The organism is Citrobacter sp. RHBSTW-00887, from assembly GCF_013728095.1.
Taxonomy (GTDB): domain Bacteria; phylum Pseudomonadota; class Gammaproteobacteria; order Enterobacterales; family Enterobacteriaceae; genus Citrobacter; species Citrobacter braakii.
In genome coordinates this window covers 5,207,955-5,227,928 of the sequence record NZ_CP056267.1, presented here as the reverse complement: position 1 = coordinate 5,227,928, position 19,974 = coordinate 5,207,955, and the positions used below count along the sequence as shown (strand labels likewise).

At 54.0% G+C, this 19,974-nt stretch carries 18 protein-coding genes; 13 read left to right on the top strand and 5 right to left on the bottom strand.

The genetic code is table 11. The features are described from left to right. The first annotated feature begins 8 nt into the window (after positions 1-8). The 3 genes from uvrD to corA all read left to right on the top strand — a co-directional run bounded on the left by uvrD (position 9) and on the right by corA (position 3,598). The gene (gene uvrD / locus HV314_RS24940) at positions 9-2,171 is read left to right on the top strand and encodes a DNA helicase II (RefSeq protein ID WP_003828957.1); all 2,163 of its coding nucleotides are present in this window, start codon (positions 9-11) and stop codon (positions 2,169-2,171) included. A gap of 265 nt (positions 2,172-2,436) precedes the next feature. Next, positions 2,437-2,493, top strand: a complete 57-nt coding sequence (gene ysgD / locus HV314_RS27220) for a YsgD/CorL family protein (RefSeq protein ID WP_212723238.1) — start codon at positions 2,437-2,439, stop codon at positions 2,491-2,493. Positions 2,494-2,647: 154 nt separating this feature from the next. Next, positions 2,648-3,598, top strand: a complete 951-nt coding sequence (gene corA / locus HV314_RS24935; RefSeq protein WP_003017920.1) for a magnesium/cobalt transporter CorA — start codon at positions 2,648-2,650, stop codon at positions 3,596-3,598. Positions 3,599-3,639: 41 nt separating this feature from the next. On the opposite strand, the gene rarD is transcribed toward corA, so the two are convergent. Both rarD and yigI read right to left on the bottom strand, forming a co-directional pair. After that, positions 3,640-4,533: an EamA family transporter RarD gene (gene rarD, locus HV314_RS24930; RefSeq protein ID WP_016155131.1), complete on the bottom strand. Its 894-nt coding sequence runs from the start codon at positions 4,531-4,533 to the stop codon at positions 3,640-3,642. Between the two features lie 51 nt (positions 4,534-4,584). After that, the gene (yigI, locus tag HV314_RS24925; RefSeq protein ID WP_003017917.1) at positions 4,585-5,052 is read right to left on the bottom strand and encodes an acyl-CoA thioesterase YigI; all 468 of its coding nucleotides are present in this window, start codon (positions 5,050-5,052) and stop codon (positions 4,585-4,587) included. A gap of 165 nt (positions 5,053-5,217) precedes the next feature. On the opposite strand from yigI, the gene pldA reads away from it, so the two are divergent. From pldA to rhtC, 3 genes are all read left to right on the top strand, one after another. Then, positions 5,218-6,087 carry a phospholipase A gene (gene pldA / locus HV314_RS24920; RefSeq protein ID WP_016157849.1) on the top strand — a complete coding sequence of 290 codons (870 nt, stop codon included), beginning with the start codon at positions 5,218-5,220 and terminating at the stop codon, positions 6,085-6,087. Between the two features lie 88 nt (positions 6,088-6,175). Further along, positions 6,176-8,005 carry an ATP-dependent DNA helicase RecQ gene (gene recQ, locus HV314_RS24915; RefSeq protein ID WP_019078429.1) on the top strand — a complete coding sequence of 610 codons (1,830 nt, stop codon included), beginning with the start codon at positions 6,176-6,178 and terminating at the stop codon, positions 8,003-8,005. A 64-nt stretch (positions 8,006-8,069) separates the two neighbouring features. Next, the gene (gene rhtC / locus HV314_RS24910) at positions 8,070-8,690 is read left to right on the top strand and encodes a threonine export protein RhtC (RefSeq protein WP_016155134.1); all 621 of its coding nucleotides are present in this window, start codon (positions 8,070-8,072) and stop codon (positions 8,688-8,690) included. A 44-nt stretch (positions 8,691-8,734) separates the two neighbouring features. On the opposite strand, the gene rhtB is transcribed toward rhtC, so the two are convergent. After that, positions 8,735-9,355: a homoserine/homoserine lactone efflux protein gene (rhtB, locus tag HV314_RS24905; protein ID WP_003828938.1), complete on the bottom strand. Its 621-nt coding sequence runs from the start codon at positions 9,353-9,355 to the stop codon at positions 8,735-8,737. 110 nt (positions 9,356-9,465) lie between these two features. On the opposite strand from rhtB, the gene pldB reads away from it, so the two are divergent. The 3 genes from pldB to HV314_RS24890 all read left to right on the top strand — a co-directional run bounded on the left by pldB (position 9,466) and on the right by HV314_RS24890 (position 12,278). After that, positions 9,466-10,482 (top strand): lysophospholipase L2, encoded by a 1,017-nt coding sequence (gene pldB, locus HV314_RS24900; protein WP_003017911.1) that lies wholly within the window; start codon positions 9,466-9,468, stop codon positions 10,480-10,482. Between the two features lie 15 nt (positions 10,483-10,497). Next, positions 10,498-11,298 (top strand): sugar/pyridoxal phosphate phosphatase YigL, encoded by an 801-nt coding sequence (yigL, locus tag HV314_RS24895; RefSeq protein ID WP_008787091.1) that lies wholly within the window; start codon positions 10,498-10,500, stop codon positions 11,296-11,298. A gap of 80 nt (positions 11,299-11,378) precedes the next feature. Further along, positions 11,379-12,278 carry a carboxylate/amino acid/amine transporter gene (locus tag HV314_RS24890; protein WP_016157852.1) on the top strand — a complete coding sequence of 300 codons (900 nt, stop codon included), beginning with the start codon at positions 11,379-11,381 and terminating at the stop codon, positions 12,276-12,278. Here HV314_RS24890 and metR read toward each other — a convergent pair. Continuing rightward, a complete protein-coding gene (metR, locus tag HV314_RS24885) occupies positions 12,166-13,119 on the bottom strand; it encodes an HTH-type transcriptional regulator MetR (protein WP_003017908.1) in 954 nt (317 codons plus the stop codon). The two genes, HV314_RS24890 and metR, sit on opposite strands and share 113 nt — an antisense overlap. 234 nt (positions 13,120-13,353) lie before the next feature. On the opposite strand from metR, the gene metE reads away from it, so the two are divergent. Beyond that, positions 13,354-15,615: a 5-methyltetrahydropteroyltriglutamate--homocysteine S-methyltransferase gene (gene metE / locus HV314_RS24880; protein WP_181546965.1), complete on the top strand. Its 2,262-nt coding sequence runs from the start codon at positions 13,354-13,356 to the stop codon at positions 15,613-15,615. Between the two features lie 102 nt (positions 15,616-15,717). Here the strand turns inward: metE and HV314_RS24875 are convergent, their stop codons facing one another. Continuing rightward, positions 15,718-16,524: a dienelactone hydrolase family protein gene (locus HV314_RS24875; protein ID WP_016155137.1), complete on the bottom strand. Its 807-nt coding sequence runs from the start codon at positions 16,522-16,524 to the stop codon at positions 15,718-15,720. 265 nt (positions 16,525-16,789) lie between these two features. On the opposite strand from HV314_RS24875, the gene udp reads away from it, so the two are divergent. The 3 genes from udp to ubiE all read left to right on the top strand — a co-directional run bounded on the left by udp (position 16,790) and on the right by ubiE (position 19,972). Then, positions 16,790-17,551, top strand: a complete 762-nt coding sequence (gene udp / locus HV314_RS24870) for a uridine phosphorylase (protein WP_181546963.1) — start codon at positions 16,790-16,792, stop codon at positions 17,549-17,551. Positions 17,552-17,691: 140 nt separating this feature from the next. Further along, positions 17,692-19,122, top strand: a complete 1,431-nt coding sequence (gene rmuC, locus HV314_RS24865; RefSeq protein ID WP_181546961.1) for a DNA recombination protein RmuC — start codon at positions 17,692-17,694, stop codon at positions 19,120-19,122. Positions 19,123-19,216: 94 nt separating this feature from the next. Then, complete coding sequence (ubiE, locus tag HV314_RS24860; protein WP_003017897.1) at positions 19,217-19,972, top strand: bifunctional demethylmenaquinone methyltransferase/2-methoxy-6-polyprenyl-1,4-benzoquinol methylase UbiE; 756 nt, start codon at positions 19,217-19,219, stop codon at positions 19,970-19,972. Positions 19,973-19,974 lie beyond the last annotated feature (2 nt).

Sequence of the window (19,974 nt, the reverse complement as noted above, 5' to 3'; positions counted from 1 at the left end):
CGGTGCCAATGGACGTTTCTTACCTGCTCGACAGCCTTAATGATAAACAGCGTGAAGCGGTGGCCGCGCCACGCAGCAACATGCTGGTTTTGGCCGGCGCGGGGAGTGGTAAAACTCGCGTGCTGGTGCACCGTATCGCCTGGTTACTGACGGTAGAGAACAACTCGCCATACTCCATTATGGCGGTGACCTTTACCAACAAAGCAGCGGCGGAAATGCGCCACCGTATTGGCCAGATCATGGGAACCAGCCAGGGCGGTATGTGGGTGGGTACATTCCACGGTTTGGCGCACCGTCTGCTGCGCGCGCACCATATGGATGCGAACCTGCCGCAGGATTTCCAGATCCTCGACAGCGAAGACCAATTGCGTTTGCTCAAGCGTTTGATCAAGGCGATGAATCTTGATGAGAAGCAGTGGCCGCCGCGTCAGGCGATGTGGTTTATCAATAGCCAGAAAGACGAAGGGCTGCGCCCGCACCATCTGCAGAGCTATGGCAACCCGGTTGAGCAAACCTGGCAAAAGGTGTATCAGGCCTATCAGGAAGCGTGTGACCGCGCGGGGCTGGTGGATTTTGCCGAGCTGTTGCTGCGCGCCCATGAACTGTGGCTCAACAAGCCGCATATCCTGCAGCACTACCGCGAACGCTTTACCAATATCCTGGTAGACGAATTCCAGGATACCAACAACATTCAGTACGCCTGGATCCGCCTGTTGGCGGGCGATACCGGCAAAGTGATGATCGTTGGCGATGATGACCAGTCGATCTACGGCTGGCGCGGGGCGCAGGTGGAAAACATCCAGCGCTTCCTCACGGATTTCCCGGGCGCAGAAACTATTCGCCTGGAGCAGAACTACCGCTCGACCAACAACATCCTCAGCGCGGCCAACGCCCTGATTGAAAACAACAACGGGCGTTTGGGTAAAAAGTTGTGGACCGATGGCGTCGACGGCGAACCAATCTCACTGTACTGCGCGTTCAACGAACTCGATGAAGCGCGTTTTGTGGTCAATCGTATCAAAACCTGGCAGGACAACGGCGGTGCGCTGGAACAGTGTGCCATTCTGTATCGCAGCAACGCCCAGTCGCGCGTGCTGGAAGAGGCGTTGTTACAAGCCAGCATGCCGTACCGTATCTATGGTGGGATGCGCTTCTTCGAACGCCAGGAAATCAAAGATGCGCTCTCCTACCTGCGCCTGATCGCTAACCGCAATGACGACGCTGCATTCGAACGTGTGGTGAATACGCCAACCCGCGGGATTGGCGATCGTACATTAGATGTCGTGCGTCAGACCTCCCGTGACCGCCAGCTTACGTTGTGGCAGGCCTGTCGTGAGCTGTTGCAGGAAAAAGCCCTCGCGGGTCGTGCCGCCAGCGCCTTACAGCGTTTTATGGAGCTGATCGATGCGCTGGCGCAGGAGACCGCCGATATGCCGCTGCACGTGCAGACTGACCGGGTGATTAAAGACTCCGGCCTGCGCATGATGTACGAACAGGAAAAAGGCGAGAAGGGTCAGACGCGTATCGAAAACTTAGACGAACTGGTGACGGCAACGCGCCAGTTCAGCTACAACGAAGAAGACGAAGACTTAATGCCGCTACAGGCGTTCCTGTCTCACGCCGCGCTGGAAGCAGGCGAAGGGCAGGCGGATACCTGGCAGGATGCGGTACAACTGATGACGCTGCACTCGGCGAAAGGTCTGGAGTTCCCCCAGGTATTTATCGTGGGTATGGAAGAAGGCATGTTCCCCAGCCAGATGTCGCTGGACGAAGGTGGGCGCCTCGAAGAAGAGCGCCGCCTGGCTTACGTAGGCGTGACTCGCGCGATGCAAAAGCTGACGCTGACCTACGCCGAAACGCGTCGTCTGTACGGCAAAGAGGTTTACCACCGTCCGTCGCGCTTTATCGGCGAACTGCCGGAAGCGTGCGTTGAAGAGGTTCGCCTGCGCGCCACGGTTAGCCGCCCGGTGAGCCATCAGCGGATGGGCACGCCAATGGCGGAAAATGATACCGGCTACAAGCTCGGCCAGCGCGTGCGCCACGCTAAGTTTGGTGAGGGCACCATCGTCAATCTGGAAGGAAGCGGTGAGCACAGTCGTTTGCAGGTCGCGTTCCAGGGGCAAGGGATCAAATGGCTGGTGGCGGCCTACGCCAGACTGGAAACGGTTTGATCGGTTTGGCTTTGCCGGATGGCGACGCTGGCGCGTCTTATCCGGCCTACAGACCGGGTAACATTTTGATTTCCAGGCCGGACAAGGCGAAGCCGCCATCCCGCTATCTGTCGGTTAATATTCTGAAATCATAGATAAATAATTCCCCTCTGCTAACCTTTTTGTATAAGGGGAAATTATTACTTTTTCGCCATCTGTTGCGTGTTGACGTCAAAATTTTGCTGGCGTAACATGCGCGCACGATTACGCTAAGAGGACATTCGCCTTGGACACACCCAGTAGATACTGGCTCATTATCCTGTCATCCAGGATCAACTCCTAAGGCTATCCCTTTTTGCTGATAGCCTTCGCGGTTGTCAGCGACCTTCTGTTTTTTCCCGTCGCGCTGAGTCAGGCTGTTTAATGGTCTGAAACCCAATTTGTTTCTGTGTGCCCTCCGAACTGTCCGATAATTTTTTGCATTGGGAGTCCCGGTCATGCTGAGCGCATTTCAACTGGAAAACAATCGTTTAACTCGCCTTGAGGCAGACGAGATCGAGCACCTGGCCAGTTCGGTTTGGGTCGATTTAGTCGAGCCGGATGACGAAGAACGAAACCGTGTGCAAAAGGACTTGGGCCAGAATCTGGCTACGCGCCCTGAACTGGAAGACATCGAAGCATCTGCGCGTTTTTTTGAAGACGAAGACGGTCTGCACATTCACTCCTTCTTCTTCTATGAAGATGCCGACGATCACGCGGGTAACTCAACCGTCGCATTTACCATTCGCGAAGGTCGCCTGTTTACTCTGCGCGAGCGCGAGCTGCCGGCATTTCGCCTGTACCGCATGCGTGCGCGTAATCAGGCGATGGTGGATGGCAACGCTTACGAGCTGCTGCTCGACCTGTTCGAAACTAAAATTGAACAGTTGGCGGATGAGATCGAAAATATCTACAGCGACCTGGAAAAACTCAGCCGTGTGATCATGGAAGGGCGTCAGGGCGATGAATATGACGAAGCGCTTTCGACGCTGGCGGAACTGGAAGATATTGGCTGGAAGGTCCGCCTTTGTCTGATGGATACCCAGCGCGCACTGAACTTCCTGGTGCGTAAAGCGCGTTTGCCGGGGAGTCAGCTGGAACAGGCGCGCGAGATTCTGCGCGATATCGAATCCCTGCTGCCGCACAACGAATCACTGTTCCAGAAGGTTAACTTCCTGATGCAGGCGGCGATGGGCTTTATCAATATCGAGCAGAACCGCATCATCAAGATCTTCTCGGTGGTCTCTGTGGTGTTCCTGCCGCCGACGCTGGTGGCTTCCAGCTACGGGATGAACTTTGAGTTCATGCCGGAACTGCACTGGAGCTTCGGTTACCCAGGGGCGATTGTCTTTATGATGCTCGCGGGTCTGGCACCGTATCTGTACTTTAAGCGCAAGAACTGGCTGTAATGGCTGTGCCGGATGGCGGTTACGCCTTATCCGGCACTTCTTCAGCTCCGACGTACCCGTCGTTGCGTATAAATCGCATCCATCACGAAAACTGCCAGCGCCACCCAGATAAACGCAAACGTGACCATTTTATCCGCTCCCGGAACTTCACCGTAAAAAGTGACGGCCAGCAGGAACATTAGCGTGGGTCCGATATACTGGAAGAAACCCAGCGTGGACAGACGCAGGCGGGTCGCCGCGCCGGTAAAGCACAGCAGCGGAATGGTGGTCACGACACCTGCAGCAATCAGCAGCAGATTGAGCGACATGGGGTTTTGACCCATATGGCTGGTTGGGCTGTCCGCGATGCCAAACAGATAGATAGCCGCAACGGGTAAAAGCCACAGGGTTTCGATCAGCATGCCGGTTTGTGCTTCGACGGCAATCTTCTTGCGTACCAGACCATAGAAAGCAAAGCTGAACGCCAGGCCCAACGCGATGATTGGCAGCGATCCGAAGGTCCACAGCTGTACCAGTACGCCGCAGGCGGCTAACAGTACCGCCAGCCACTGCATGCGACGAAAGCGCTCGCCGAGGAAAAGCATTCCCAGCACAATATTCACCAGCGGGTTAATAAAATAGCCCAGGCTGGCTTCCAGCATATGATGATTATTGACCGCCCAAATGAACAGCAGCCAGTTTCCACCGATGAGCACTGCAGAGAGCGCCAGCAGGAAGATCTTCTTTGGCGTTTGTAGCAGCGTTTTGATGCCCGACCACTGGCGGCTGATGCTCATCAGTACCACCATAAAGAAAAATGACCAGATGACGCGGTGCGTCAGGATCTCATCCGCCGGGACATAGTAAATCAGCTTGAAGTAGGCAGGAGCGATACCCCAAATAAAATAAGCAGCAAGAGCGAGTAACACGCCCTGCCGCGTTTGTTTAGCATCCATCGGGAAAACTCATTTCAGAAATGTAACAGCAGTTTACCTTTTTTTGAGCACTTACCCCACCATATAAGTGGCGGTTGCGCTGGCAATATAAAGCTGTTCTTCATTATGCAGTTCCACGCGCGCAACGGCGACTTTATTCCCCGCCCGCAGCAGGCTGCTGGTAGCGGTAAAGCGATTTCCTCTCCCCGGGCGCAGGTAATCAACGCGCAAATCGATTGTTCCCATACGTGACATTCGCTGACGCAGTTCGTCCTCGCTGATCGTCTCATGGCGGGTCAGCGTACTGCCAACGCACACCAGCCCGGCGGCAACGTCCAGCGCCGACGCGATCACGCCGCCATGCAGAATGCTTTGCGCCCAGTTGCCGACCATCATCGGTTGATTATTAAAGGCTAATTGAGCAAATTCTTTCTCATAGCGTTCAAGCTCCAGACCCAGCGCCCGGTTAAACGGCATATGATAGACAAACATTTCACCCACTAACTTCAGCGCTTCCTCAGCAGTAAGTACGGCAGACATACGATCCCTACACCTCAATGGTTAATGAAATGTTGATATTATGCTTATTATTTGTTGTTTTCTACTTTAGGACGGGATAACTAACGAGGAACTCGCTAAGTATGTAGAATACTTGCCAGATAATTATACAATTCATCAATATTTTGGTTCAGGAGAACATTACCGATGCGGGCGATTCTGGGATGGTTACTACCAGCAGTCATGCTGCCGTTGACCGCGTATGCGCAGGAAGCGACAGTTAAAGAGATTCATGATGCACCGGCGGTTCGCGGCAGTATCATCGCCAACATGCTGCAGGAGCATGACAACCCTTTCACGCTTTATCCTTATGAGACCAACTATCTCATCTACACCAATACCAGCGACATGAACAAAGAGGCGATAAGCAGCTATAGCTGGTCCGAAAATGCGCGCAAAGATGAGGTTAAGTTTCAGCTAAGCCTGGCGTTTCCGCTCTGGCGCGGAATATTAGGCCCGAACTCGGTACTCGGCGGTTCCTATACCCAGAAGTCCTGGTGGCAGCTTTCGAACAGTGAAGAGTCTGCGCCGTTTCGCGAAACCAACTATGAACCGCAATTGTTCCTCGGTTTCGCCACCGACTATCGCTTTGCCGGTTGGACGCTCCGCGATGTCGAAATGGGCTATAACCATGACTCCAATGGTCGATCCGACCCCACCTCTCGTAGCTGGAACCGCCTTTACACCCGGCTGATGGCTGAAAACGGTAACTGGCTGGTGGAAGTTAAGCCGTGGTACGTTATCGGCAGCACTGACGATAACCCTGATATCACCAAATATATGGGCTACTATCAGTTGAAAATGGGTTATCACCTGGGTGACGCGGTGATCAGTGTGAAAGGCCAGTACAACTGGAATACCGGCTACGGTGGCGCAGAGCTGGGGGCCAGTTATCCCATTACCAAGCATGTGCGTCTTTATACCCAGGTCTACAGCGGCTACGGCGAATCACTGATTGACTACAACTTCAATCAGACCCGTGTTGGCGTGGGTGTAATGCTTAACGATATCTTCTGACAGGTATTGAGAGTATTTTAATCATTGCAGTTTCTCTCTCAGGCGCTGAAAATAGCGCCTGTTTTTATTTCAGGCTAATGGGGTTAATGTGGCGCAGGCGGAAGTGTTGAATCTGGAAATGGGCGCTAAACAGGTTTTGCAGGAAACCTTTGGCTACCAACAGTTTCGCCCTGGTCAGGAAGAAATCATTGATACCGTGATCGCTGGTCGCGACTGCCTGGTCGTTATGCCGACCGGTGGCGGAAAATCCCTGTGCTATCAAATTCCCGCATTATTGCTTAACGGCCTCACCGTTGTTGTTTCTCCGCTGATTTCTCTGATGAAAGATCAGGTCGATCAACTGCTTGCCAACGGCGTGGCGGCCGCGTGTCTGAACTCCACCCAAAGTCGTGAGCAGCAGCTTGAGGTGATGGCAGGCTGTCGTAGCGGGCAGATTCGCTTACTGTACATTGCGCCCGAACGCCTGATGCTGGATAACTTCCTTGAAAATCTGGCGCACTGGAACCCGGTGCTGCTGGCGGTTGATGAAGCGCACTGTATTTCGCAGTGGGGGCATGATTTCCGCCCGGAATACGCCGCGCTGGGGCAGTTGCGTCAGCGTTTCCCAACTCTGCCGTTTGTCGCGCTGACCGCGACCGCGGACGAGACAACCCGGCTGGATATTGTGCGTCTGCTGGGGCTCAACGACCCGTTAATTCAGATCAGCAGCTTTGATCGCCCGAATATTCGCTACATGTTGATGGAGAAGTTTAAGCCGCTCGATCAACTGATGCGCTACGTGCAAGAGCAGCGCGGTAAGTCCGGTATTATCTACTGTAACAGTCGCGCTAAAGTAGAAGACACCGCCGCGCGTCTGCAAAGCCGAGGCATTAGCGCCGGGGCTTATCATGCCGGGCTGGAAAACGCTGTACGTGCAGAAGTGCAGGAGAAATTCCAGCGTGATGACCTGCAAATCGTCGTAGCGACCGTGGCGTTTGGCATGGGAATCAACAAACCCAACGTACGCTTCGTGGTGCATTTCGATATTCCGCGCAACATCGAGTCCTATTATCAGGAAACCGGCCGCGCCGGGCGTGACGGCCTGCCTGCGGAAGCAATGCTGTTTTACGATCCGGCTGATATGGCATGGCTGCGCCGTTGCCTCGAAGAGAAACCCGCCGGGCAACTGCTGGATATCGAACGGCATAAGCTCAATGCGATGGGGGCGTTTGCCGAGGCGCAAACCTGTCGTCGTCTGGTGCTGTTGAACTATTTTGGCGAGGGGCGTCAGGAGCCGTGTGGTAACTGCGACATCTGTCTCGACCCGCCAAAACAGTACGACGGACTCATGGATGCGCGCAAAGCGCTGTCGACTATCTACCGTGTTAATCAACGCTTTGGTATGGGTTATGTCGTGGAGGTTCTGCGCGGAGCGAATAACCAGCGAATTCGCGAGCTGGCCCATGACAAGCTGCCTGTCTATGGCATTGGTCGTGAGCAAAGCCACGAACATTGGGTAAGCGTTATCCGCCAGCTTATTCATCTTGGGCTGGTGACGCAGAATATTGCTCATCACTCCGCGTTACAGCTAACCGAAGCCGCGCGTCCGGTACTGCGTGGTGATGTTGCGCTACAGCTTGCGGTACCGCGTATTGTGGCGCTGAAACCGCGAGCGATGCAGAAATCCTTCGGTGGCAATTACGATCGCAAACTGTTCGCCAAATTGCGGAAGCTGCGTAAAGCCATTGCTGATGAAGAGAATATCCCGCCGTATGTGGTGTTCAACGACGCCACGCTGATTGAAATGGCTGAGCAGATGCCGGTTTCACCGAGCGAAATGCTGAGCGTTAATGGCGTGGGGATGCGTAAACTTGAGCGTTTTGGCAAAGAGTTTATGGCGCTTATTCGCGCGCACGTTGATGGTGACGACGAAGAGTAGTCAGCCAGGCAAAAAAGTGCCAGGATGGTGACTCACTGAACTATTTCCCCCGCGAGTCATTTTTATGTTAACGCTATTTTTCACCGTTGCGTTGGTGCATATCGTTGCGCTGATGAGCCCTGGTCCCGACTTTTTCTTTGTTTCTCAAACAGCGGTTAGCCGTTCGCGCAAAGAAGCCATGATGGGCGTGCTGGGTATTACCTGTGGCGTCATGGTCTGGGCTGGCGTAGCGCTGCTCGGCCTACATCTGATTATCGAAAAAATGGCCTGGCTGCACACCATTATTATGGTGGGCGGGGGGCTGTATCTGTGCTGGATGGGTTATCAGATGCTACGCGGCGCGTTTAAAAAACAGGATGTTGCGACTCCCACTCCGCAGGTTGAGCTGGCGCAGAGCGGACGCAGCTTTTTGAAGGGGCTGCTGACCAACCTGGCGAACCCTAAAGCCATTATCTATTTTGGCTCCGTGTTCTCATTGTTCGTTGGCGATAACGTGGGAACGGGCGCACGCTGGGGGATCTTTGCCCTGATCATCGTGGAAACGTTGGCGTGGTTTACCGTAGTCGCCAGCCTGTTTGCACTTCCGAAAATGCGTCGTGGCTATCAGCGTCTGGCGAAGTGGATTGATGGTTTTGCCGGTGCGCTGTTTGCGGGCTTCGGTATCCACCTGATTATCTCCCGTTAAGTTTCTTCCGGGCCGGATAGGCGCAAGCGCCTCCGGCGCCTTCATCAGGCATGCCGTGCCGAGGCTAACAAGGCGCCTATCAGCATAAACAGCGAGCCAAACACTTTGTTTAACGCTTTCATTTGCTTTGGCCCTTTAATCCAGCCAGCAATGCGCGTGGCCAGCGTCGCGTAACCGATCATCACAATGATATCGACCACGATGGTCGTGACGCCAAGCACCACATACTGCATTAACTGCGGTTCCTGTGGCAGGATAAACTGCGGGAACAGGGCGGCAAGGAAAACGATGCTCTTGGGGTTGGTCAGATTAACAAAGACCGCGCGTTTGAACAGGCGGCTGCGCGATTGCGTATTCGCCATGGTGTTTAGATCGATAGCACCTGCCGCCCGCCATTGCTGAATACCCAGCCAAATCAGATAGGCCGCCCCCGCCCACTTCAGCACCTCAAATGCGATAACCGAACGTGAAAATAGCGTTCCCAGTCCTACGCCAACCAGAACGATATGAATGCCAAGTCCGGTCTGCAAACCAGCAATCGACGCGCTGGCGCCGCGATAACCGTGACTGATGGCGGTGGTCATGGTGTTGATTGCGCCAGAGCCTGGAGACAAGCTCAAAATAATAGAGGTCAACAGGTAGGCGAACCACCATTCAAAGGTCATGAGAAACTCCCGGATTGTCTATTTTTATGCCACAATACGCTACTGCCGTTAGGTTGTGTCAGCGACGGCGAAAAAAACGATTTTACTTGGTCAGCGAGGCTGGATACCCGATGTTTCAGCAGCAAAAAGACTGGGAAACAAGAGAAAACGCGTTTGCTGCTTTTTCCATGGGGCCACTGACAGATTTCTGGCGTCAGCGGGAAGAAGCGGAATTTACGGGCGTGGATGATATCCCCGTCCATTTTGTGCGTTTTCACGCAGAAAAAAACGATCGCGTCATCGTCGTCTGTCCTGGACGCATTGAAAGCTACGTGAAATACGCTGAACTGGCGTATGACCTGTTTCATTCTGGTTTTGACGTCCTCATTATCGATCACCGTGGCCAGGGGCGTTCCGGGCGTATGCTTTCGGACCCGCATCGCGGTCATGTCGATAACTTTAATGACTATGTCGACGATTTAACCGCCTTCTGGCAGCAGGAAGTGCTACCCGGTCCGTGGAGAAAGCGCTATATACTGGCGCATTCAATGGGCGGTGCGATTGCCACGTTATTCTTGCAGCGCCACCCGAATCAGTGTGATGCCATCGCGCTTTGCGCGCCGATGTTTGGTATTGTGATGCGCTTTCCCGACTGGATGGTACGCCACATTCTGGACTGGGCTGAAGGGCATCCGCGGATCCGCGAAGGTTATGCGATGGGTACCGGGCGCTGGCGGGCGCTGCCATTCGGTATGAATGCGTTAACCCATAGTCGACAGCGCTATCGGCGCAATCTACGCTTCTATGCGGATGAGCCGCGGCTGCGCGTTGGCGGCCCCACCTACCACTGGGTACGTGAAGGTATTCTGGCAGGCGAACAGGTTCTGGCTGGAGCAGGAGACGACGCGACGCCGACGCTGCTGATTCAGGCCGAAGAAGAGCGTGTGGTAGATAACCGCATGCACGATCGTTTTTGTGAACTCCGCGCCGCAGCGGGCCATCCCGTAGAAGGGGGGCAGCCGCTGGTCATCAAAGGCGCGTACCATGAGATCCTTTTTGAAAAGGACGCAATGCGCTCAGTCGCGCTTAACGCTATTGTCGAATTTTTCGACAAGCATAACTCATCCAGCGGAACCCGCTTTGCCTAGAGGTTGAATTTTCTTATGTATCAGGTTGTTGCGTCTGATTTAGACGGTACGCTGCTTTCTCCCGACCATACTCTGTCCCCTTATGCCAAAGAGACGCTGAAGTTATTGACCGCTCGTGGCGTTAACTTCGTGTTTGCGACTGGCCGTCATCATGTTGATGTGGGGCAAATTCGCGATAACCTCGGCATTAAAACCTACATGATCACGTCCAACGGCGCACGGGTGCATGATTCTGACGGGAATCTGGTGTTTTCGCATAACCTGGATCGCGACATTGCCAGCGACCTGTTTGGCGTAGTGAATGCAAACCCGGACATCGTGACCAACGTTTATCGTGATGATGAGTGGTTTATGAACCGCCATCGCCCGGACGAAATGCGCTTCTTCAAAGAAGCAGTGTTTAACTATTCACTGTTTGAACCTGCGCTACTGGAGCCGGAAGGCGTGAGTAAGGTGTTTTTCACCACCGATTCTCACGAAAGGCTGCTGCCGCTGGAGCAGGCGATTAACGCCCGCTGGGGCGACCGCGTCAACGTCAGTTTCTCTACGCTTACCTGCCTGGAAGTCATGGCTGGCGGCGTATCGAAAGGTCATGCGCTTGAAGCGGTAGCGAAAGCGATGGGCTACAGCCTGAAAGATTGCATCGCTTTTGGCGACGGAATGAACGATGCGGAAATGCTTTCCATGGCAGGTAAAGGCTGCATTATGGGCAATGCTCACCAGCGCCTGAAGGATCTGCATCCGGAACTGGAAGTCATTGGTCTTAATGCCGACGATGCCGTGCCGCATTATCTGCGTGAGCTGTTTTTGCAGTAATGTTTTTGTTCGTTAGTTGACCAGATGTCAACTTAAAACTTCGCTACAATGGGCGTACCTTTTGTTAAGAGACATCCATTGTGGCGTTACTCATCATTACCACAATTCTGTGGGCCTTTTCCTTTAGCCTGTTTGGCGAGTACCTTGCCGGTCATGTCGATAGCTATTTTGCGGTGCTGGTGCGCGTTGGGCTGGCGGCGCTGGTGTTCCTGCCGTTTTTACGTACCCGTGGGCATAGCGTAAAAACCATCGCGCTGTATATGCTGGTGGGCGCCATGCAGCTTGGCATTATGTATATGCTGAGTTTTCACGCCTATCTGTACCTGACGGTTTCAGAACTGCTGCTCTTTACCGTGCTGACGCCGCTCTACATTACGCTGATTTATGACCTGATGAGCGGACGTCGTCTGCGCTGGAGCTACGCCTTCAGTGCGTTGCTGGCGGTGATTGGTGCGGGGATCATTCGTTACGATCAGGTGACCAGCCACTTCTGGACCGGCCTGCTGCTGGTGCAGTTGTCCAATATCAGCTTTGCTATTGGCATGGTGGGCTACAAGCGTCTGATGGAAACGCGGCCAATGCCGCAGCACAACGCCTTTGCCTGGTTTTACATGGGGGCCTTTATGGTGGCGGTCGTGGCCTGGTTCATGCTGGGGAATGCGCAGAAAATGCCTGCAACCACGCTACAGTGGGGAATTCTGGTCTTTCTTGGCGTGGCAGCGTCCGGCATTGGTTACTTTATGTGGAACTACGGCGCGACCCAGGTGGATGCGGGGACGCTGGGCATCATGAACAATATGCATGTGCCGGCCGGGCTGCTGGTTAACCTGGCTATCTGGCATCAACAGCCTCACTGGCCAAGCTTCATCATTGGTGCGGCTGTGATAGTGGCTTCACTGTGGGTACATCGAAAGTGGGTCGTTCCGCACTCCGTACAAACGGCAGGTGATCGCAGGCGTGATTCCGCGCTGAGCGAATAAACGCTTCCGTGACCGGCTGTCGCTGCTCGCCATCGCGCACGGCGGCGTACAGCCGACTCCACAACCCATCGCCCAGGGTTTTGGTCACCACCAGGCCCTGGCGTTCAAAACTCTCCACCACCCAGTGCGGTAAAGCTGCAATACCCATTCTGGCTGCAACCATCTGAATCAGCAGCAGGGTGTTATCTACGCTCTTCAGCGACGGGCTAACGCCTGCAGGCTGCAGGAAATGCCGCCAGACATCCAGTCGACTCCGTTGCACCGGGTAAATAAGCAGCGTCTCACTGGCTAAATCCTCCGGCGTGATCTGCGTCTTGCTGGCCAGCGGATGGTCCGGCGCCAGTACCAGGCGGACTTCAAAATCGAACATCGGCGAGTAGTGCAGTCCGCTACGCGGCAGAATGTCGGATGTCAGCACCAGATCCAGCTCATCCTGTTGTAGCGCTGGTTGCGGATCGAACGTCACGCCGGATTTAAAGTCCATCTCCACCTGCGGCCAGTTGGCACGAAAATTCTCCAGCGCGGGCGTCAGCCATTGAATACAGCTGTGGCATTCAATAGCGATCCGCAGCCGGGTTTGCTGCGGTTCGTTGCAGGCCTGCAGCGCACGACCAATTTGCGGCAACACCTGATTTGCTAACTGCAGCAAAATTTCGCCTTGCGGCGTAAAGCGCAGAGGCTGGCTTTTACGGATAAAAAGTCGAAAGCCAAGGCGCTGTTCCAGATCGCTGAACTGGTGAGAGAGGGCGGATTGGGTCTGATGCAACGTCGCCGCTGCGGCCGCCAGCGAACCACTATTCCGCAACGCCTGGAGCGTTTTCAGGTGTTTAATCTCGATCATGAAAGTCCTTCACTTCGGCATGAACAAATTGCGCTTGAGGAATATACAGTAACTGTCAATTATGGATGTGTAAACATCTGGATGGCTAAAATCCTTCGTCTTTTAAATTTATGGTGCGTTGGCTGTGTTTTTCCACCCCGGTCACTTACTTCAGTAAGCTCCTGGGATGAATAAACTTGCCACCCTCCCTAAATTAAAAATCAATAGGATTTACATATAATTAGAGGAAGAAAAATGACAATACTTAATCACACCCTCGGTTTCCCTCGCGTTGGCCTGCGTCGCGAGCTGAAAAAAGCGCAAGAAAGCTACTGGGCGGGAAATTCTTCCTGTGAAGATTTGCTAACCGTTGGCCGCGAGCTGCGTGCCCGTCACTGGGATCAGCAGAAGCAGGCGGGCGTTGACCTGCTGCCGGTGGGCGATTTTGCCTGGTACGATCACGTGCTGACCACCAGCCTGCTGCTCGGCAACGTTCCGGCTCGTCATCAAAATAAAGACGGCTCGGTCGATATCGATACCTTATTCCGCATTGGCCGTGGCCGCGCACCAACCGGGGAGCCCGCGGCGGCGGCAGAAATGACCAAATGGTTTAACACCAACTATCACTACATGGTGCCAGAGTTCACCAAAGGTCAGCAGTTCAAACTGACCTGGACCCAACTGTTGGATGAAGTGGATGAAGCGTTGGCGCTTGGCCACAAGGTGAAACCTGTGTTGCTGGGACCGGTAACTTACCTGTGGCTGGGGAAAGTAAAGGGCGAACAGTTTGACCGCCTGAGCCTGTTGAACGATATTCTGCCGGTTTACCAGCAGGTGCTGGCTGAGCTGGCGAAACGCGGTATTGAGTGGGTGCAGATTGATGAACCTGCTCTGGTGCTGGAGCTGCCTCAGGTTTGGCTGAACGCCTTCAAACCAGCGTATGACGCGCTGACGGGTCAGGTGAAGCTGCTGCTGACCACCTACTTCGAAGGCGTAACGCCAAACCTGGATACCATTACCGCGCTGCCGGTGCAGGGGCTGCACGTTGACTTCGTGCACGGTAAAGATGATGTGGCCGAGCTGCACAAGCGTCTGCCTGCCGACTGGTTGCTGTCAGCGGGGCTGGTGAACGGTCGCAACGTCTGGCGTGCCGATCTCAGCGAAAAATACGCGCAAATTAAAGATATCGTCGGGAAACGTGACCTGTGGGTAGCTTCTTCCTGCTCCTTGCTGCACAGCCCAATTGATCTCAGCGTGGAAACCCGCCTTGATGCAGAAGTGAAGAGCTGGTTTGCCTTCGCCCTACAAAAATGCGGCGAGCTGGCGCTGCTGCGTGATGCGTTGAACAGCGGTGATACGGCGGCAATTGTGGCGTGGAGCGCACCAATCCAGGCTCGTCGTCACTCTACCCGCGTACACAACGCCGCAGTGGAAAAACGTCTGGGGGCGATCACCGCCCAGGACAGCCAACGTGCCAACGCTTACCCGGTTCGCGCCGAAGCGCAGCGTGCCCGCTTTAATCTGCCGGCATGGCCGACCACCACTATCGGCTCATTCCCGCAAACCACGGAAATTCGCGGCCTGCGTCTGGACTTCAAAAAGGGCAATCTGGATGCCGGTAACTACCGCACCGGTATCGCGGAACATATCAAACAGGCGATTGTTGAACAGGAACGTCTGGGGCTCGACGTGCTGGTGCACGGTGAAGCCGAACGTAACGACATGGTGGAATATTTTGGCGAGCACCTGGACGGATTCGTCTTTACCCAGAATGGTTGGGTACAGAGCTACGGCTCTCGCTGCGTGAAACCACCGGTGGTTATTGGCGATGTCAGCCGCCCGGAAGCGATCACCGTGGAGTGGGCGAAGTATGCCCAGTCGCTGACCGACAAACCGGTAAAAGGCATGTTGACCGGTCCGGTGACCATTCTCTGCTGGTCATTCCCGCGTGAAGACGTGACGCGTGAAACCATCGCTAAGCAGATTGCGCTGGCGCTGCGTGATGAGGTAGCGGATCTGGAAGCGGCGGGTATTGGCATTATCCAGATTGACGAACCGGCACTGCGCGAAGGTCTGCCACTGCGCCGCAGCGACTGGGCGGCGTATCTGGAGTGGGGCGTGGAAGCCTTCCGCATTAACGCGGCGGTGGCGAAGGATGAAACCCAGATCCACACTCACATGTGTTACTGCGAGTTCAACGACATCATGGACTCCATTGCGGCGCTGGACGCGGACGTGATCACCATTGAGACTTCACGCTCTGATATGGAGCTGCTGGAATCGTTTGAAGAGTTCGACTATCCGAACGAAATCGGGCCGGGCGTATACGATATTCACTCGCCGAACGTCCCGAGCGTGGAGTGGATTGAAGCCCTGCTGAAGAAAGCCGAGCAGCGTATTCCGGCCGAGCGTCTGTGGGTCAACCCGGACTGCGGCCTGAAAACGCGCGGCTGGCCGGAAACCCGCGCCGCGCTGGCGAACATGGTCAAAGCCGCGCAGAACCTGCGTCAGGCGTAATTCAGAGCCGGTGGCCGGGAAGCGCAAGCGCTGACCCGGCTTACAGGAAATAGCAAGAGTTGTAGGCCCGGTAAGGCGTAGTCGCCGCCGGGCAATTAACGTTTATTTCTTCCCGCCGTATTGTGTGAACCACTCCAGCATTCTCAGCCAGCCATCTTTTGCGGACTCTTCGTGATAGCTCGGACGATAATCGGCGTTAAATGCATGTCCGGCATCGGGATAGACCACGATTTCCGCTTTTGCATTGGCGGCACGCAGCGCCTGACGCATTGTTTCAACGGTATCTTGCGGAATACTGGTGTCCTGGCCGCCATAAAGTCCCAGAACGGGGGCGTTAAGATCGGTCGCGATATCAACAGGATGTTTCGGTGAGTTGAGGGTTTTATCGCCCACCAGTTTGCCATACCACGCTACCGCCGCTTTTAACTGCGGATTATGAGCTGCATACAGCCAGGTGATGCGTCCACCCCAGCAAAATCCGGTGATCATCAACTGGTGGGCATCTCCTCCGTTACGAGAAGCCCAACTGGCGACATGATCCAGATCGGCCAATACCTGAGAGTCAGGCACTTTGGCGACAAGGCTGCTGAGCAACGTAGGGATATCGGCAAAGTCATTGGGATCGCCTTCACGAAAATAGAGCTCTGGTGCGATAGCCAGATACCCTTCCAGAGCCAGACGGCGGCAAACGTCACGAATGTGTTCATGAATGCCAAAAATCTCCTGCACGACAATGACCACTGGTAGCGGGCCATCGGACTGTTTTGGTCGTGCGTGATACGCTGGCATATCATCGCCTTGTGAAGGTATGGACGTTACACCGGCGATAATGGCGTTATCCGGAGTGTGAACCGTGGTAGACGTCGGTGGAGATACAGCAGGTGCAAAGCCAGATTGTCGTGTTGTCATGGTATTCTCCGTACCCTTAAATATTCAGCCAAAAAGCGCATTGTTAACTATAGACACATGCAACGAACCACATTGCCTTAAACGGTCTATCTTTTGTGCAGGGCTTCCTTACATCGCATCATTTATGTGATTCAGGTCACTATTTTATGGTAATGGAATGCAATTGATTTACATCATAGTGATGACTGTCACGAAAATATGTTCATGCCTTCGGTAAAGTGTGTTTTTGCTTCTTCTGACAAAACCGATTCACAGAGGAGTTTTTATGTCTAAGTCTGATGTTTTTCATCTCGGCCTCACTAAGAACGATTTACAAGGGGCTCAGCTCGCTATCGTCCCTGGCGACCCGGAGCGTGTGGAAAAGATCGCCGCGCTGATGGATAAGCCGGTTAAGCTGGCATCTCATCGCGAGTTCACTACCTGGCGTGCTGAGCTGGATGGTAAAGCCGTGATCGTGTGCTCTACCGGTATCGGCGGTCCGTCAACCTCTATTGCCGTAGAAGAACTGGCACAGCTGGGCATTCGTACCTTCCTGCGTATCGGTACGACTGGTGCTATCCAGCCGCATATCAACGTAGGTGATGTACTGGTCACCACGGCGTCTGTCCGTCTGGACGGTGCAAGCCTGCACTTCGCGCCAATGGAATTCCCGGCCATCGCGGACTTCGAGTGCACCACCGCGCTGGTGGAAGCGGCGAAATCTATCGGCGCCACCACCCACGTAGGCGTTACCGCGTCTTCTGATACCTTCTATCCGGGCCAGGAGCGTTATGACACCTTCTCTGGTCGCGTAGTGAGCCGTTTCAAAGGCTCAATGGAAGAGTGGCAGTCTATGGGCGTCATGAACTACGAAATGGAATCTGCTACGCTGCTCACCATGTGCGCAAGCCAGGGTCTGCGTGCCGGTATGGTCGCGGGTGTTATCGTGAACCGTACTCAGCAAGAGATCCCTAATGCGGAAACGATGAAACAAACAGAAAGCCACGCGGTGAAAATCGTGGTGGAAGCTGCGCGTCGTTTACTGTAATTCTCCCGTCTATTCAAAAAGGCCGACGCGTTCGGCCTTTTTATTTTGCGTAGTGCCTCGCAGGAAATTCCTTTTAAACTGGACGTTTATACAGCACAATTCTATTTTGTGCGGGTAAGTCGTTGCTGTAAGGGGGCGTTGTGGATATTTCAATTATGATGAGTGCCGTGCTGGCGTTAGCCGCAGGGCTGCTGGTGGGGTGGCTGGCAACAAAAGCGCACGCCGATCGGATCCGTGCTGACCTCATCGAAGAACGACGTGAACTGGATATTGCGCTAAGCGCCGCCCGCCAGCAGCTCTCACAAGAAGCCCACTGGCGCGATGAGTGCGAACTACTCAATAACGAATTGCGCAGTCTGCACAGCATCAACACCTCTCTGGAAGCCGATCTTCGAGAAGTCACTACCCGACTGGAAGCGACGCAGCAGCATGCGGAAGATAAAATCCGCCAGATGATCAACAGCGAACAGCGTCTGAGCGAACAGTTTGAAAATCTGGCGAACCGTATTTTCGAGCACAGCAACCGTCGTGTAGACGAGCAAAATCGCCAAAGCCTGAACAGCCTGCTTACACCGCTTCGCGAACAACTGGACGGTTTTCGACGCCAGGTTCAGGATAGCTTTGGTAAAGAGGCGCAAGAACGCCATACTCTGGCGCACGAAATTCGTAATCTGCAGCAACTGAACGCGCAGATGGCGCAGGAAGCGGTAAACCTGACGCGGGCATTAAAAGGCGATAACAAAACGCAGGGCAACTGGGGCGAGGTCGTACTCACGCGGGTGCTTGAGGCTTCCGGTCTGCGCGAAGGCTATGAATACGAAACCCAGGTCAGCATTGAGAACGACGCCCGTTCGCGGATGCAACCAGATGTCATCGTCCGGTTACCGCAGGGCAAAGATGTGGTGATCGACGCGAAAATGACGCTGGTCGCCTATGAACGCTATTTTAATGCTGAAGATGAATACACCCGCGAGAGCGCGTTGCAGGAGCACATCGCCTCGGTACGAAACCATATCCGTCTGTTGGGGCGCAAAGACTATCAGCAACTTCCTGGGCTACGCACACTTGACTATGTGCTGATGTTTATCCCCGTTGAGCCTGCTTTTTTACTGGCGCTCGATAGACAGCCTGAACTGATTACCGAAGCACTTAAAAATAACATTATGCTGGTTAGCCCTACCACGTTGTTGGTGGCATTGCGCACGATTGCCAACTTGTGGCGCTACGAGCATCAGAGTCGTAATGCGCAACAGATTGCCGATCGGGCCAGCAAACTTTATGACAAGATGCGGTTGTTTGTGGATGATATGTCGGCAATTGGCCAAAGCCTGGATAAAGCTCAGGATAACTACCGACAGGCGATGAAAAAACTCTCTTCAGGCCGTGGAAACGTCCTGTCGCAGGCAGAAGCGTTTCGCAGTTTAGGCGTGGAAATTAAGCGCGAGATTAATCCTGAACTGGCTGAACAAGCCACTACGCAGGATGAAGAGTACCGCTTGCGTTCGGTCCCTGAGACGCAGCAGGATGAACCTTACCCTGATGATGAAGCGGTAAACCAGCAATTAAACTAGTCCGTTTGGGGTAGTTGAACCGGGCAGAAGGGTAGGGCAAATTGGCCCAATCTGTTACACTTCTTGAACATTTTTTGGATGAGCAGGCACTGAGATGGTGGATAATTCACAAGAAACGACGCACTTTGGCTTTCAGACCGTCGCTAAAGAGCAGAAAGCTGACATGGTGGCCCACGTTTTTCATTCTGTGGCGTCTAAATATGACGTTATGAATGACTTAATGTCATTTGGCATTCATCGTTTGTGGAAGCGCTTCACCATTGACTGCAGTGGCGTGCGTCGCGGGCAAACCGTTCTCGATTTAGCGGGCGGTACGGGCGATCTAACGGCGAAATTCTCTCGCATGGTAGGCGAAACTGGCAAAGTTGTGCTGGCGGATATCAACGACTCAATGCTCAAAATGGGTCGCGAAAAGCTGCGTAATATCGGCGTCGTGGGTAACGTTGAGTACGTTCAGGCGAATGCGGAAGCATTACCTTTCCCAGACAACACGTTTGACTGCATCACCATCTCTTTCGGTCTGCGCAACGTAACGGATAAAGACAAAGCATTACGATCTATGTATCGCGTGTTGAAGCCGGGCGGACGTCTACTGGTGCTGGAGTTCTCCAAGCCGATTATCGAACCGCTGAGTAAAGCCTACGACGCATACTCTTTCCACGTTTTGCCGCGCATTGGTTCTATGGTGGCAAGCGATGCAGACAGTTATCGCTATTTGGCGGAGTCCATCCGCATGCATCCCGATCAGGACACCTTAAAAGCAATGATGCAAGATGCCGGGTTCGAAAGCGTTGATTACTACAACCTGACGGCAGGTGTCGTTGCGCTGCATCGTGGTTACAAGTTCTGACA